Raw genomic sequence first — 14,905 nt, forward strand, 5'->3', positions numbered from 1 at the left:
CCCCTCTGGAACGAAGGGACGGTATGGCCGACGAGCAGGTCCCCGACCCGGACGAACTCCTCGACCGGACCGGGTTCGACGCGTCGACGAACGTCCTCACCCGTCGGCAGGCGCAGGTACTCGCGCTCCGGGAGCGCGGCGTCGCGCAAGCCGACATCGCCGAGCGACTCGGAACGTCCCGTGCGAACGTCTCCAAGGTCGAGTCGAGTGCCCGCGAGAACGTCTCGAAGGCCCGCGAGACCGTCGCGTTCGCCGACGCCCTCCAGGCGCCGGTCCGGGTCGAAGTGTCGCGCGGGACCGACCTCTACGACGTCCCCGACCTCGTCTACGAGGCGTGCGACGAGTCCGGCGTCAAGGTCCCCTTCTCTGCCCCCGACCTGATGAAGCACGTCAGCGACGCCGCGGGCGACGCCGTCGACGGCCGGGAGGTCCGCCGCGACCTGCTGGTCGGCGTCACCAGCGACGGTCGACTCCGCGTCCGCATCGGGACGACGGAGTGAGCCTCGACTTCCGGGTCGCGAGGTTTGATGTACTCCCACATCCATCCACCGCGCATGGACCTGCAACTCGAAGGCGAGACGGCGATCGTGACGGCGAGTTCGAGCGGCCTCGGCAAGGCGAGCGCGGAAGCCCTCGCACGAGAGGGCGCCAACGTCGTGGTGTGTAGCCGTTCGCGCGAACGCATCGAAGCCGCGGCCGAAGATATCCGCGAGGAAGCCGCGGAGGGCGCCGAAGTCATGCCCATCGAGGCGGACATCACCGACCACGACGACGTCGTCGCGCTCGTCGAGGCCACCGTCGAGGCCTACGGCGGACTCGACCACCTCGTCACTTCCGCCGGCGGCCCGCCCAGCGGCCCGGTCCTCGACACCCCCGAAGAGGAGTGGTACGAGTCCTACGACCTGCTCGTCATGAGTGTCGTCCGCGCGGCGCGGGCGGCCTACCCCCACCTCGCCGACAGCGACGCCGGCACCATCACCTGCATCACCTCCACCAGCGTCGCCGAACCCATCGAGGGTCTCGTCCTCTCGAACTCGGTGCGCCGGGCGGTCATCGGCTTCGTGAAGACGGTCGCCCGCGAGTGGGCGCCCGACGTGCGCGCGAACGCCGTCCTCCCCGGTGCCCACGAGACGCCCCGCGTCTCCGACCTCATCGAGCAGAGCCTCGAACGCGGCGAGTACGAAGACTACGAGGAGGGTCTCCAGGACTGGGCCGCGGACATCCCGATGGACCGCATCGGCGACCCGCAGGAACTCGGCGACACCGTCGCCTTCCTCACGAGCGAGCGCGCTGGCTTCGTCAACGGCGTCTCGCTCCCCGTCGACGGCGGCCGCCTCCACGGATAACTCTCCGACGTCAGAACTTCCCTTCTTCGCGTAACTCCGCGACGACCTCACGGACACGCTGGGCCTCCTCGACGGGCGCGGCGAGTACCCGGTCGTCGTAGGACGCGACCACGAGGTCGTCGACGCCCACGACGGAGACGTGGCCCGCGTCGCCCGCGAGGACGTTCCCCGACGCGTCGATTTCGAGCGTCTCGACGTCGCCGACGGTCGTGTTCTCCCCGTCGGAGAGGCGAGCGAAGGCGTCCCACGACCCGAGGTCGCTCCACTCGAAATCGGCCGGGACGACGGCCGCGTGGTCGGTACGCTCCATCACCGCGTAGTCGATGCTGAGGGAGTCGACTTCGCGGAAGCCCCGTTCGGGAGCGCCGTCCTCGCAGGCCGCGACGACCGGTTCGAGCGGTGAGTCCCGTGCCTCGTCGAGGAGTGCGTCGGGCGTCCACGCGAACATACCGGCGTTCCAGAGGTGGCCCGCCGCGACGTACTCCCGCGCCGTCTCCTCGTCGGGTTTCTCGTGGAAGGCGGCGAGTTCGGCCCACTCGACGTGGGTCGCGCCCGGTTCGACGTAACCGTACCCCGTGGCCGGGCGGTCGGGTTCGACGCCGATGGTCACGAGGCGGCCGGTCTCGTGGGCGACGCGGAGGGCCTGTCGGGCGGTGGTCGCGAAGTCGCCGGCGACGCGGTGGTCGCTCGGGAGGTTCAGGATGGTGCAGTCGCCGACCTGCTCGCGGATTCGGTGGGCGGCGTAGACGAGCGCCGGCCCGGTGTCCTTCCCCGCGGGTTCGGTGAGCACGGCGGCCTCGGGGACGTGTTCGCGGACGTCCTCGGCGTAGGCCTCACGGGTGACGACGTACAGGTCGTCGGCGACGGCGGCGCGGTCGGCGGCCTGCCGGAGGAGCGAGCGCCCTTCGTCGTCGAGGAAGGACTGGAACTGTTTGGGCCGGTGGGAGCGACTCGCGGGGTAGAGGCGGGTGCCGGTCCCGCCGGCGAGGAGGAGTGCGACGGTGTGCATGTCCGGTCTGGCGGACGGACGGGCCTTAGTTCACCACGTCTCGACGCGCCCCTCGCGGACGTCCTCGGCGCACCCCTGGCAGGCGGGATGGTCCGGGTCGAAGCACACGGGGACGCCGTCGTCGAGTGGGACGGCCCGCTTCTCGGCGTGGCGCCGACAGACGAGGCGGACCCGCCCCTCGTCGTCTGTGGGGAGCGAGGCGGCCGTCTGCCCCTCGCGGTAGGCGCTCGCGGCCTCGCCGACCTGCCGGCCGGCGCGTCGGGCCGCCCGCCGCAGGAGTTCGGCGAACGTCGAGTCGTCGTCGGTCACTGTCCGTGGGTTGGTCACTCGTCCTAATAGACCTGTGGCACTCTCGGTAATTCCCGTCGACTCCTCACCCTACGGCGACCGGTCGAGTCGTCACTTCTGAGATATGCAGCCGATAACTGAGGTATGGCCGACGTTGTGGAGATATGCGCCCGATAGCTGAGTTATTCGCCGCGTTGTGGTGATATGCGCCCGACAACTGAGATATGGCGCGACCGTCACCGTTACCTCGGCGCGTCGACTCCCTGTGGATATGTCGGTCGTCCCGCCGCTCGACGTGTACGCCGTCTACGTCGCCGCGGCGGTGGCGCTGATTCTCACGCCCGGACCGGACACGGTGTTCGTGCTCGCGCAGGGCGCGGGCGGTGGTCGGCGCGCCGGCGCGTCCGCGGGCCTCGGCGTCGCGACGGGGGTGCTCGGTCACACCCTCGCCGTCTCGCTCGGTCTCGCCGCCCTCCTCCGGGCGTCGCCCACGGCGTTCACTCTCCTGCAGTACGCGGGCGCGGCCTACCTCTGCTACCTCGGGGTCCAGACGCTCCGGGGTGCCGGCGGCGGTATCGAGGTCGACCCCGCAGACGCCGCCGACGGCGACGCCGCGGGCACGCCCTTCCGGCAGGGGGCGACGGTCAACCTCCTCAACCCGAAGGTGGCCATCTTCTTCCTCGCGTTCCTGCCGGGGTTCGCCGGCGACGGCGGCGCGCCGCGACTCGCCTTCCTGGGCGTCACCTACGCCGTCCTGGCCGCCGTCTACCTCGGCGCCGTCGGAACGCTTGCCGGACGCGTCCGGTCGGTGTTCGAGTCGCCGCGGGCCACCCGCGCGCTCCGGTACGTCTCGGGGGTGGCCGTCGTCGGACTCGGCGTGCTGGTCGTAGCGGGCGCCGGGACGAGCCACTGATCGCCCGAGGGCTTCGACGAGAGAATTTATAAGCAATCCCGCCCTAACTCACAGCGTCTCCCACCGAAACACACGCGGAGACACGAACACCCATGAGCGATATCGAAACCACCGCTCGCGAGATACACGAGCAATTTTCGGACCACCTCGACGTCGACGTCGAGGACGTACAGGACAGACTAGAGCGACTCGTCACGGACTACAAGGTCCCCCTCGACGAGGCACGCCGCAGCGTCCAGAACCACTACCTCGACGAGGCGGGTCTCGACCGCGAGGACCTCGGCGGGGGCGGGAGCGGCGGCAACCCCGAAGTTCAGGCCGCGGACGTGGACGAGGCCGAACAGTGGGTCGACATGACCGCGAAGGTCGTCGACCTCTGGGAACCCCGCAGCGACGCCGTCGGACAGGTCGGCCTGCTCGGCGACGAGTCCGGCACCATCAAGTTCACCAAGTGGGCGAAGTCCGACCTCCCCGAACTCGAAGAGGGGGCGGTCTACCACTTCGGCAACCTCGTCACCGACGAGTACGAGGGCCGCTTCTCGGTGAAGCTCAATCGCACGACCACCATCGAGGAACTCGACGAGGACATCGAGGTCGGCGACGACGCCATCGAAGTCGACGGCGCGCTCGTCGACATGCAGTCCGGCAGCGGACTTATCAAGCGCTGCCCCGAGGAGAACTGCACGCGCGTCCTCCAGAACGGCCGCTGTAGCGAACACGGCGAGGTCGAAGGCGAGTTCGACCTCCGCATCAAGGGCGTCCTCGACGACGGGCAGGACGTCCACGAGGTCATCTTCGACCAGGAGGCCACCGAAGACCTCACCGGCATCACCCTCGACGAGGCCAAGCAGATGGCCATGGACGCCCTCGACACCACCGTCGTCGCCGACGAGATGCGCGAGGACGTCCTCGGGAACTACTACCGCGTGCGCGGGCCGACCCTCGGTCGGTACGTTCTCGCCAACGAGACCGAGAAACTCGACGAACCGGTCGATGCAGACGCCGTCCTCATCAAGGCGAGGTCGATCTAAATGAGCCAGAGCCAATCCACCCCCAGCCGAGAGGTCGCCCGCCGCGTCTTCGCGACGGAGTTCAACGACGCGACCTTCACGTTCAAGGAATCGGACGACGAGCGCGCGCCACTCTACAGTCTCCTGCCGACGGGCGAGAAGGCCAACCGCGTCTTCATCGTCGGCACCCTCACGGAGACCGAGGACGTCGGCGAGGACTCCGAGTACTGGCGCGGCCGGGTCGTCGACCCGACCGGGACGTTCTTCGTCTACGCCGGGCAGTACCAACCCGACGCCGCCGCGGCGCTCCGCGAACTCGACACGCCGAGTTACGTCGCCATCGTCGGCAAACCCCGGACCTACGAGACCGAGGAGGGTGACGTGAACGTCTCCGTCCGCCCCGAGTCCATCACCGTGGCCGACGCCGAGACGCGCGACCGCTGGGTCGTCGAGACGGCCGAGCGTACCCTCGAACGCATCGAGGACTTCGACGAAGAGGGCAACGAGTACGCCCAGCGCGCCCGCCAGGAGTACGACCTGCCGGTCGAGCGCTACCGCGACGCGGTCATCGAGGCGCTGGAGAGCCTCGACGAGACCGAGAGTGCGGGTGCGGAGTCGCCCGAAGCGGCGTAACCGCACGACGCACTCACTCGTCCACCCGCCGACGGCGTCGTCACACGCCGTATTCCCCGTTTCTGCACGACGCGAGTCGTCGTCTGACAAAACCTTAAGTCGCTACACCGGGTATTTTCGCGGAAGAACGATGGGGAACAAGAACAAGACCATCTCCTTCCGCGTGAACGAGGACACGTTCGACGCCCTCCGCGACATCGCCGAGGAGCGGGACCTCTCGCTGTCGGCGGTGTTCCGCGACTACGTCGACTCGCTCGTCGCCCACGACGGCAAGGTGCGCGTCGTCCCGGAGGACGAGGTCGACGCCGAGGGGAGCACCGAGGAGTTCCCGCCGAAGGTCGAGGTGCCCAAGAGCTTCGTCCGCGAGCACGAACGCCTCGAACTCGAAGCCGACCACCTCCGCGAACAACTCCAGGAACACAAAGAGTACATCTCACGCCTCCAGTCGAAACTGGAGGGCGAGGACGACGTCGAGGACGTCGTCCACCTCGACGACCTCGACCACGGGACCGAAGACGAACCGTTCCGTCTCGGGTAGCCGCTACCCCGAGAGTTGGCGGCGGCGCTCGTGGGCCTCTTCTTCCATCTCGCGGTTGCCGTCGACGGCGGCGAGTTCTTCGATAGCTTCGAGCGTCCGGACCGAGTCGTCGAGGAACGAGTAGATGTCGCCGGGGTAGGCGTACAGCATGTAGTCGTCGGTCATCACGCTGACGATGCTCTCCGGGTCCAGTCCCTGGGCGCGGAGGTCGAGGAGGTAGTCGATGAACTTCTCCTCGGGGTGGCCACAGAAGGGGTTCTGCTGGCAGTCGCAGTCGAGGAAGTCCTTGGTGAAGTCGAGAACCCGCTCGCGGGACGCCTCGTTCAGTTGGTCGAGGTTGCCGCCGCCGAAGAGGATGTCGAGGGTCGCGCCACTGAACGCGCTCTTCGGGAAGTTCGCCTCCATCTGGGAGGCGAGTTGCCGGTGGTTCTTGACGTAGATCTTGTCCGTGATGGCCACTGTTGGGTGGAGATAGGGACGAAACGCGGAAAAGCGTGTCGTCGTCTGCCGTACCCGGCGGCGAGTCGTAATGTATTTTAGCGTCAGGCCACTACCTGAGAATGCGTGTCCGGGTTGGGGTAGTGGACTATCCTTCAGCCTTGTGGAGGCTGAGACGCGGGTTCAATTCTCGCACCTGGACCCTCCCGATTTCTGACAGGAACTACGACCGCGGAGTCGTCGGTACGTCCTCCGCGCACGAGACTCTCCTCACCTTTCGAGTTCGGCCCTTCGCTGACGACCGTCTACGTCGACGAACGAGAGAGGGTGTGCGGCCCGCGTTCAGGCCGTCCGCGGCATCTTCGCCTGCCGGCCGCTCGTCTGGATGACGTTGAACGCGGTCATCAGGTCGGTTCGGGAGAGGAGACCGACGAGTTCGCCGTCGCCGTCGGTGACGATGAGGCGACCGACGCCGTGTTCTTGCATCTTCTCCAGGGCATCCATCGCGTTCTCCTCGGGGTCGATGGTCTGGACCTCGCGAGTCATGACGTCCTCGACGGTGTAGGCCTCGCGTTCGGCCTCGCGGACGTCCCGGGCGTCTTCGAGCGTGACGACGCCGACCAGTCGGCCGTTCTCCATCACCGGGTAGCCGGTGTGGCGCTCCTGGAACATCCGCTCCATCAACTCGGCGACGCTCGTGTCGGGGTCGACGGTCTTCACGTCCTGGGCGGGCGTCATGACGTCGGCGACCTGGACGTCCTGGAAGGCGGCCTTCATCACGGTCTGCTGGGCCTCGCTGGAGGCGCCGATGTAGATGAAGAAGGCGATACCGATGAGGATGAGGTTCCACCCGAGCAGGCCCACCAGCCCGAGCAGGAGGGCGAACGCCTTCCCGACCTCGGCGGCGATTTGCGTCGCGCGGGCGAACGAGCGCTTGCGGGCGAGGAGCGCGCGGAGGACGCGTCCGCCGTCCATCGGGAAGCCCGGCAGGAGGTTGAACGCCGCGAGGACGACGTTCATCAGCGCGAGGTAGCCGAAGACGAAGCGCAGGAGGTCGAGCGACGGAGGGAACGCCTGGAGCGCCACCCAGCAGACGACGCCGAGGACGACGCTCACGACGGGTCCGGCGACGGCGATGAAGAACTCCTGTTTCCAGTCTTCGGGCTGCTCCGAGAGGTTGGCGACGCCGCCGAAGATCCACAGCGTGATCGACTCGATGGGGAAGCCGTAGTGCTGGGCGACGACCGAGTGTCCGAGTTCGTGGAGGACGACGCCCGTGAACAGGCCCACCGCCGCGGCGACTCCGAGGAGCCACGGCGTCGACCCGGCCGTGAGCATCGCGACGTCGAGGCCCGCTCCGAACGTCGTGTTCAGCATCTGTGCGAGCTGCTCGACCTGCGACCCGATGAGCCAGGCGAACACCGGGAGGATGAGCAAGAACGTCAGGTCGAGTTTGATGGGGATGCCGAAGGCACTCCCGACCTTGAAACTACGCATGGTCCGTGATTCGGGAGGGCAGCGCTTAAAGTTCGGTGGCCGCCCGGGCGGCGAGGCGAGCTATTTAGTCGGTCGACGCCGACGCTCCACGTATGAGCGAGCAACAGCCAGAACCGACGGTCCGCCGGGGCGACGACGTCGCGTACGAGGATGTCGACGCTGCCGAGGGCCTGTCGAAGGGCGTCCTCCTCGGCGAAGAGCACGGAGCACCGAACTTCGCGATGCGGCGGTTCGTCCTCGACGCCGGGGCGGCGGTCCCCGAGCACACGAACGAGGTCGAACACGTCCAGTACGTCCTCGAAGGCGAGTACGTGGTCGGTCTGGAAGACGAGGAGTACACCGTCCGCGCGGGCGACTCCATCCTCGTCCCGGCGGGCGCCGTCCACTGGTACCGGAACGAGGGCGACCAGCAGGGGGCGTTCCTCTGCACGGTCCCACACGGGGACGACGAGATCCGTCTCGTGGAGTGAGCGACCGGGGCGCGGGCCGAGCGCCCGGAGTCGCCGTGTTTGTTTCTCGCACGGAACGAATGCCTGAAATACCGGAATCCCCTATCAGTACACGTGTCTCAGCAGGTACAGCGGGTGGACACCCTCTTCGTCCACGAGACCGGTGACGACTACCTCGTCGTCCCGCGTCGCGACGACGAGCGGTTGTTCCGTGCCCGTCTGGAGTTGAAGGAGACGGACGCGGGTCCCCGCCCGGGTCGGTTCCGTATCAAGGACGGGTCCAGCGAGGAGCCGCGGCGGCCCGACGAGTTCGTCGAGATCGCCCGCCGCGCCGACCGAATCCGCATCTCGCAGCAGACCACGAACGCCTCCCAACGAGAGCTCCGTGACCTCCTCGACGGCTACCAACTCACCGGGAAGGCGAAGGTCGCCCGAACCTGTCGCTACTGCGCGAACAAGGGCCGCTACTCGCCGATCACCGACGAGACGGCCATCGAGGCCGACGGCGAGTCCATCTGTCCCGACTGCGCCAAGCGGGAACTCGAACGCGAGATGGCCTTCCAGACGGAGGGCATCACCGCCGCCGCGCAGGACCGCCTCGAAGACCTCCTGCTCGAAGTGCAGGACCTCTCGCGAATCACGGGGCTCCTGAAGGGCAACCTCGACCCGGACCTCACGAAGTTCGACGAGGTCTCGGCCAACACGGACGACATCGACAACATCGCCGTCGAGGACCTCGACCTCCACCCCGGCCTCAAGGACCTGCTCACCGACCGCTTCGAGGAACTCCTCCCGGTCCAGAGTCTCTCCGTCGAGAACGGACTGCTGGAGGGCGAGGACCAACTCGTCGTCTCCGCGACGGCGACCGGGAAGACGCTCGTCGGCGAGATGGCGGGACTCCACCGGATGCTCTCCGGGAAGGGGAAGATGCTCTTCCTCGTTCCACTCGTCGCGCTCGCGAACCAGAAACACGAGGACTTCGAGGACGAGTACGGCCACCTCGCCGAGGTGTCCATCCGGGTCGGTTCCTCGCGCATCCGCGACGACGGCGCGCGCTTCGACCCGACGGCGGACGTCATCGTCGGCACCTACGAGGGCATCGACCACGCCCTCCGGACGGGCAAAGACCTCGGCGACATCGGCTCGGTCGTCATCGACGAGGTCCACACCCTCCAGGAGGAGGAACGTGGCCACCGCCTCGACGGTCTCATCTCGCGACTCAAACACTACTGCGAGCGACGCGAGGAGCGACGCGACCACTACGACGGCGCGCAGTGGATCTACCTCTCCGCGACCGTCGGCAACCCCAGTGAACTCGCCCAGAGACTCCGCGCGAACCTCGTCGAGTTCGAGGAGCGCCCGGTCCCCATCGAGCGCCACCTCACCTTCGCCGACGGCCAGGAGAAGGTGAAGACCGAGAACAAACTGGTCAGACGGGAGTTCGACCGCGAGTCCTCGAAGGGGTACAAGGGTCAGACCATCATCTTCACCAACTCGCGACGGCGCTGTCACGAGATCTCGCGCAAACTCGACTACGCCTCCGCGCCCTACCACGCGGGTCTCGACTACGGCGAGCGCAAGAAGGTCGAACGCCAGTTCGGCGACCAGGACCTCGCGGCCGTCGTCACGACCGCGGCGCTCGCGGCCGGGGTCGACTTCCCCGCCTCGCAGGTCATCTTCGACACCCTCGCGATGGGGATCGAGTGGCTCACCGTCCAGGAGTTCGAGCAGATGCTCGGCCGGGCGGGTCGCCCCGACTACCACGACCGCGGGAAGGTGTACATGCTGGTCGAACCCGACGCCCACTACCACGGGTCGATGGAGATGACCGAGGACGAAGTCGCGTTCAAACTCCTCAAAGGCGAGATGGAGAACGTCGTCATGACTTACGACGAGTCCGCCGCCATCGAGGAGACGCTCGCGAACGTCACGGTCGGTGGCCGCGCCGCGAAGCGCCTCAACGACCGGATGGTCGGCGAGGTGCCCACGAAGCAGGCCATCGCCCGCCTCCTCGAGTACGACTTCATCGACGGGTTCGAACCGACGGACCTCGGCGAGGTCGTCACCACCCACTTCCTCGACCCCGACGAGGCCTTCCTGATGCTCGACGGAATCAGGAAGGGCAAGGACCCGTTCCACATCGTCGCGGACCTCGAACTCGACGAAGAAGACCTCTAGTCACCCGAGGTCGACGGTACAGCAGGCCCCCTCGGTCAACCCCTCTTCTTCGACGTACTGGACGAGACAGGCGTAGTTGCAGAACTGTCCGACGTCGACGCGGCCGCCGTCCGCCGCGTCTTCGGCGACGTAGACTGGGTCGTGGCGTGTCACGTCGCTCCCGCAGTAGGTACACTCGTCGCTCGACTCGTCTACGCTCATACACACGTGTACGCACGCGACGCCGAAAAAAGCGGGTGTCGCTGCCGGTCGCCCTTACAGGTCGGGCGCTTCGCCGCCGAACTCCTCGATGAGCGCGGGGACGACGTCGAAGAGGTCACCGACGACGCCGTAGTCGGCGATGTCGAAGATGGGTGCGTTCGGGTCGGTGTTGACCGCGATGATGGTCTCGGCACCCTTCATGCCGGCGACGTGCTGGACGGCGCCGGAGATGCCGATGGCCAGGTACACCTTCGGAGTGACCTGCTTACCGGACTGGCCGACCTGCCGGTTCTTCGGGAGCCAACCGTTGTCGACGATGGGCCGCGAGGAGGAGAGGGTCGCGTCCGTCGCCTCGACGAGCGCCTCGACGAGTTCGAGGTTCTCCTCTTCTTCGATACCGCGGCCGATGGAGACGAGGAACTCGGCTTCGGAGATGTCGACGTCGCCGCCGCCGACCTCCTCGAAGCCCGTGACGGTGGATCCGATGGCGTCCTCGTCGGGCGTGAAGTCGAACGCCTGCACGTCGGCGTCGCCGACGCCCTCGGCGGCCGGCCACTCGCCGCTCCGGATGGAGACGGCGAAGGGACCCTCGGCCACCTCGACGGTGGTCTCGACCTTCGAACCGTACATCTCGCGGGTCGCCTCGAGGACGCCGTCGGCGTAGTCGAGACCGACCGCGTCGGAGACGTAGGGCAGGTCGAGGGCGTTCGAGACGGCGGGCGCGTAGTCGAGTCCGTTCACGGAGTTCGGCACGACGAGGAACTCGGCGTCGAGGTCCGCGAAGAGCGCCTCGGTCGCCTGTGCGTACACGTCGTGGTTGAACTCCTCGCCGTAGTCGACGGTGTGGACGGTGTCGACGCCCTCGCGGTTGAGCGAGTCGGCGTACTCGTCGACGTCGCCGCTGACGACGGCGACGTGGAGGTCACCGCCGGTGGCGTCGGCGAGTTCGCGGCCCGCGGTGACGAGTTCGTAGGAGACGTCGCGGAGTTCGCCGCGGCGGTGTTCGGCGACGGCGAGAACGTCGCTCATTCGCCGACCACCCCCTTCTCACGGAGGACGTCCGCAAGGCGGGCGGCCTGGTCCCCTGCGTCACCCTCGATGTACTCGGCCTCGCTCTCGGTCTCGGGTTCGTACATGTCCGTCACGTCGAGGTCGCTGTCCGCGACGCTCGCGTCGAGACCGAGGTCGTCGAGCGACTGGACGTCGAGTTCCTTCGACTGCGCCTGCCGAATTCCGCGGAGGGAGGCGTAGCGTGGCTCGTTGATCCCCGTCTGGATGGTGAGGACGGCCGGGAGGTCGACGTCGGTGAGTTCCTCGACGCCGCCTTCGAGTTCGCGGTGGACGGAGGCGACGCCCGCGTCGGCGTCGAGGTCGAGTCCGTTCACGACGGCGGCCCACTCGTAGCCGACCTGGTCGGCGAGCGCGACGCCGGTCCCGCCGAACGCGTCGTCGGCGGCCTGGACGCCCGAGAGGACGAGGTCGGGGTCCTCCTCTTCGACGACGGCCGCGAGGATGTCGGCCTTCGACTCGACGTCGAGGAGGTCGGCCTCCTCGAGCGTGTCGTCCCACACGCGGATGGCGCGGTCGGCGCCCTTCGCGAGACCCATCCGGATGGTCTCCTCGGAGCGCTCGGGACCGATGGAGACGGTGACGACTTCGACGTCGTCGTGCTCTTCGGCGTAAGAGACACCCTCCTCGATGGCGTAGTCGTCCCACTCGTTGAGGTCGTACTCGAGGTACGTCTCCTCGATCTCCGTGCCGGAAATCTCGAAGTCGTCCTCGACTTCGGCGACTTCCTTGACAGTGACGAGAATCTTCATCATCGTTTCGTGGAGTGCGCCGCTGGTAAACCTTTTCGGAACCCGTCGTACTATTCCTCTTCCTCGGACCCCTCGTCTGGCAGCGAGATGAGGTTCTCGCGGCCGATACGGAGTTTCTCGACGCGACCCTCGTCGGCCATCGAGGAGAGGAGTTGGGAGACCTTGGCGTTCGACCAACGGGTCTCTTCGACGATCTTCGCCTGCTTCATCCGCCCGCCGTGCTCTTCGAGGAGTCGCTCGACGCGCTCTTCGTCACTGAGGAGTTCCTCGTCGACCGGACCGCCCTCGGTCTCGGCTTCGGTCTCGGTACTAGTCCCGGTTTCAGCCCCGGTCTCGGCCGATTTCTCCGACTCGCCCGTGCCGGTTTCGGTCTCTGCCTCGGTCGTCGTCGAGGTGGCTTCCGGTGGACCGGACGGTTCCGTCCCGGCCGCTCCTTCGGCACCGGCCTCGCCCTCCGCCTCACTTTCCCGGCGCGGTCCGTACCAGAAGTAGACGACGAGACCGCCGAGGAGGAGCGCCCCGAGGACGGCCACGACGGTCGGGACTAGCGGGAGCGGGGTGCCGCCGACGGCGAGGGTGATCTGTGGACCGGTCTCGAACTCGCGGGGTCCTTGCCACTGGAGGGCGCCGTTCTGGAAGCGCGTCGAGGGACTCACCGTCTGGACGGTGTACCCCTCGGGCGGATAGACGAGGAGCGTCTGGGACTCCCCGAGGTCGCCGAACCACCCGCCGGCGAAGGCGTCACCGACCAGGAGTTCGCCGTTGGAGACGTTCGCGAAGTTCGTCCAGGTGAACGAGAGGCGGAGGGTCCCGGTCGCGTTCGCTCCCTCGCCCGCGACGATCCGTGCCGTCCGGGAGACGTCCTCGATGGCCATCGACCGGTTGACGTGTTCGTCGGCCGTCGCGGCGGCCGCGTAGAACACGTCCGCCGAGAGACCGTCCTCTAGCCGGCCCGCCTCGAAGTCGGCCGCGAGTGACTCGAAGGCGTTCCGTTCGGAACTGCCGTTCAGCGGGTAGCGGGCGACCACCTCCCACCGGGCGTCGCCGTCGGAGCGGAGGTGGACGGACATCGTGAGGGTGGGGGACGCGGGTCGTTCGACGGAGACTGCCGTCACTGCCGACGTGGAGGCGTCGGTTACACTCCCGGTCGCAGTGGACCCGACGACGGTGCCGACCGGACAGAGGACGAGGAGGGCGACGAGGGCGAGCACCGACAGGGCGTGCCGCATGGATAGTTTTTGGTGGTGTCCCTGCTGGCAAAACCCTTTCCATCGCCTCAACGCGGTGTCTGCCGCGTGTCGGACGCCGGTCGTGTAGGCTTTTAGTGGTGGGACTGCAAACGTCGGCGTATGCCCCGTGTCCGCCCCCTCCTCGTCGCCCTCCTCACCCTCTCGCTCGTGGTCGCGGCGGCCGGCCCGTCGGTGCTGGCGGCGACCGGGACCGCCGCCGAGAGTTCGGCCCCCGGTCCGCTCATCTCGCCCGACGACCAGACGCCGAACGTCCTGGGCGTCGAGACCGAACGCGCCGGGTTCGGGTCGCCCAACCTCTCGGTCACGCGGACCCTCCGGATGCAACAGAGTTCGGTCACCCGTGAACTCACTCGCCGGACGCTCGAACGCCGACTCGCGGTCGCGCCGAACGAGAGCGTCCGCGAGCAGGTCCTCCTGAACGCCACGGCCCGCCTCGACGACCGGTCGGCGACACTTCGCGCCGAGGCCGAGACGGCGAAGCAGGCGTTCCGGCGCGGAGAGCTGACTGCGACGCAGTACGCGGCGCGACTGGCCACCGTCCACTCCCGTGCGACCGACCTCCTCGCGCTCACGACGTTCGTGAGTCGGCAGGCCGAGGAGCCGACGGTGACACGGCGGGCCGCCCGCATCCGTGCGTCCTTGGTGCTCCTCACCGGTCCGGTCCGGTCGTCCGTCGCCGAGCGGGTCCGCGGTCGGGCGGCCGACGTGCGCGTCTACGCCGGTGTCGGTGAATCCGGCACCGCGCTGGCGACGGTCTCGGGCGGCGAGTACGTCCGCGCGGCCAGCAGGCCGGCCTTCCTCGTGCCGTCGCAACCGGGTATCCCGGACGGACTCGCGATGCTCGACTACGCCCGGCAACTCTACCCCTGGGCGATGAACAACTCGGACAACTTCGGGGCGAACGCACAACTCCTCTCGCCCTACGCGTACCAGATCGACATCCACCACAGACAGGGCCGGACCGTGAGCTACGTCGGGAGTACCGGCGGGGTCTTCCACGAGGAACAACGGCTCCGACTGTCGCGGCTCCCGGTCGAACGCGACTTCGCCGTCACGACGAACAACACCACGCTCGCCGTCGACCGGACGTACGCCGGCGGCCCGCTCTACGTCAACGTGACGAACGCGACGGGTGCGCCCCTCGACGCCGAGATTACGGTGGCGAACGAGACGGTCGGTCGGACGGGTGCCGACGGCCACCTCTGGACGCTCAGTCCCGCCGGCACGTACGTCGTCACGGCACAGGTCGACGGCGTCCGCGTCAACACCACCGTCTCGGCCACCGACCCCGCGGCGAGTCTCGGAGCGCGGACGTCGGCGGCCGAACCCTGAAGT

17 protein-coding genes and 1 tRNA gene are annotated in these 14,905 nt (G+C 67.9%); 10 read left to right on the forward strand and 8 right to left on the reverse strand.

The genetic code is table 11. The annotated features are described in order from the left end of the window. The first annotated feature begins 23 nt into the window (after positions 1-23). On the forward strand, positions 24-500 hold the full coding sequence (locus P0Y33_RS13785) for a Tfx family DNA-binding protein (protein WP_279527967.1): 477 nt from the start codon (positions 24-26) through the stop codon (positions 498-500). Between the two features lie 54 nt (positions 501-554). Beyond that, a complete protein-coding gene (locus P0Y33_RS13790) occupies positions 555-1,346 on the forward strand; it encodes an SDR family oxidoreductase (RefSeq protein WP_279527968.1) in 792 nt (263 codons plus the stop codon). Between the two features lie 10 nt (positions 1,347-1,356). Here P0Y33_RS13790 and P0Y33_RS13795 read toward each other — a convergent pair whose 3' ends face one another. Continuing rightward, the gene (locus P0Y33_RS13795; protein ID WP_279527969.1) at positions 1,357-2,355 is read right to left on the reverse strand and encodes a mannose-1-phosphate guanylyltransferase; all 999 of its coding nucleotides are present in this window, start codon (positions 2,353-2,355) and stop codon (positions 1,357-1,359) included. Between the two features lie 30 nt (positions 2,356-2,385). Continuing rightward, the gene (locus P0Y33_RS13800; RefSeq protein ID WP_279527970.1) at positions 2,386-2,664 is read right to left on the reverse strand and encodes a DUF7091 family protein; all 279 of its coding nucleotides are present in this window, start codon (positions 2,662-2,664) and stop codon (positions 2,386-2,388) included. A 250-nt stretch (positions 2,665-2,914) separates the two neighbouring features. On the opposite strand from P0Y33_RS13800, the gene P0Y33_RS13805 reads away from it, so the two are divergent. From P0Y33_RS13805 to P0Y33_RS13820, 4 genes are all read left to right on the forward strand, one after another. Beyond that, the gene (locus P0Y33_RS13805; protein ID WP_279527971.1) at positions 2,915-3,556 is read left to right on the forward strand and encodes a LysE family translocator; all 642 of its coding nucleotides are present in this window, start codon (positions 2,915-2,917) and stop codon (positions 3,554-3,556) included. Positions 3,557-3,648: 92 nt separating this feature from the next. Continuing rightward, entirely contained in the window at positions 3,649-4,587 is a 939-nt protein-coding gene (locus P0Y33_RS13810) for a replication factor A (RefSeq protein WP_279527972.1), read from the forward strand. Next, entirely contained in the window at positions 4,588-5,199 is a 612-nt protein-coding gene (locus tag P0Y33_RS13815; RefSeq protein WP_279527973.1) for an RPA family protein, read from the forward strand. 130 nt (positions 5,200-5,329) lie between these two features. Further along, positions 5,330-5,737, forward strand: coding sequence for a CopG family transcriptional regulator (locus P0Y33_RS13820; RefSeq protein WP_279527974.1), 408 nt, complete (start codon positions 5,330-5,332; stop codon positions 5,735-5,737). A gap of 3 nt (positions 5,738-5,740) precedes the next feature. Here the strand turns inward: P0Y33_RS13820 and P0Y33_RS13825 are convergent, their stop codons facing one another. Next, a complete protein-coding gene (locus tag P0Y33_RS13825) occupies positions 5,741-6,196 on the reverse strand; it encodes a DUF5814 domain-containing protein (protein WP_279527975.1) in 456 nt (151 codons plus the stop codon). 108 nt (positions 6,197-6,304) lie between these two features. On the opposite strand from P0Y33_RS13825, the gene P0Y33_RS13830 reads away from it, so the two are divergent. Then, positions 6,305-6,377 (forward strand) — tRNA-His (locus tag P0Y33_RS13830). A gap of 140 nt (positions 6,378-6,517) precedes the next feature. Here P0Y33_RS13830 and P0Y33_RS13835 read toward each other — a convergent pair. Continuing rightward, positions 6,518-7,672, reverse strand: a complete 1,155-nt coding sequence (locus tag P0Y33_RS13835; RefSeq protein ID WP_279527976.1) for a M50 family metallopeptidase — start codon at positions 7,670-7,672, stop codon at positions 6,518-6,520. 92 nt (positions 7,673-7,764) lie between these two features. Between P0Y33_RS13835 and P0Y33_RS13840 the strand changes: the two genes are divergently transcribed. Together P0Y33_RS13840 and P0Y33_RS13845 are read left to right on the forward strand one after the other, a co-directional pair. Further along, positions 7,765-8,142, forward strand: a complete 378-nt coding sequence (locus P0Y33_RS13840; RefSeq protein ID WP_279527977.1) for a cupin domain-containing protein — start codon at positions 7,765-7,767, stop codon at positions 8,140-8,142. A gap of 93 nt (positions 8,143-8,235) precedes the next feature. Further along, on the forward strand, positions 8,236-10,299 hold the full coding sequence (locus tag P0Y33_RS13845) for a DEAD/DEAH box helicase (protein WP_279527978.1): 2,064 nt from the start codon (positions 8,236-8,238) through the stop codon (positions 10,297-10,299). Here the strand turns inward: P0Y33_RS13845 and P0Y33_RS13850 are convergent, their stop codons facing one another. Genes P0Y33_RS13850 through P0Y33_RS13865 form a run of 4 tightly spaced genes read right to left on the reverse strand, consistent with a single transcriptional unit; the run spans position 10,300 to position 13,549 of the window. Beyond that, positions 10,300-10,500 (reverse strand): hypothetical protein, encoded by a 201-nt coding sequence (locus tag P0Y33_RS13850; protein ID WP_279527979.1) that lies wholly within the window; start codon positions 10,498-10,500, stop codon positions 10,300-10,302. A 54-nt stretch (positions 10,501-10,554) separates the two neighbouring features. Then, positions 10,555-11,529, reverse strand: a complete 975-nt coding sequence (locus P0Y33_RS13855) for an electron transfer flavoprotein subunit alpha/FixB family protein (protein ID WP_279527980.1) — start codon at positions 11,527-11,529, stop codon at positions 10,555-10,557. Then, positions 11,526-12,320 (reverse strand): electron transfer flavoprotein subunit beta/FixA family protein, encoded by a 795-nt coding sequence (locus P0Y33_RS13860; RefSeq protein ID WP_279527981.1) that lies wholly within the window; start codon positions 12,318-12,320, stop codon positions 11,526-11,528. Before P0Y33_RS13860 ends, P0Y33_RS13855 begins: the two co-directional genes overlap by 4 nt. Before the next feature lie 50 nt (positions 12,321-12,370). After that, a complete protein-coding gene (locus P0Y33_RS13865) occupies positions 12,371-13,549 on the reverse strand; it encodes a helix-turn-helix transcriptional regulator (RefSeq protein ID WP_279527982.1) in 1,179 nt (392 codons plus the stop codon). Between the two features lie 120 nt (positions 13,550-13,669). Here P0Y33_RS13865 and P0Y33_RS13870 point away from each other — a divergent pair, with 120 nt between their 5' ends. Further along, positions 13,670-14,902, forward strand: coding sequence for a DUF7094 domain-containing protein (locus tag P0Y33_RS13870; RefSeq protein ID WP_279527983.1), 1,233 nt, complete (start codon positions 13,670-13,672; stop codon positions 14,900-14,902). The last annotated feature ends 3 nt before the right edge of the window (positions 14,903-14,905 follow it).

The organism is Halospeciosus flavus, from assembly GCF_029814175.1.
Taxonomy (GTDB): Archaea; Halobacteriota; Halobacteria; order Halobacteriales; family Halobacteriaceae; genus Halospeciosus; species Halospeciosus flavus.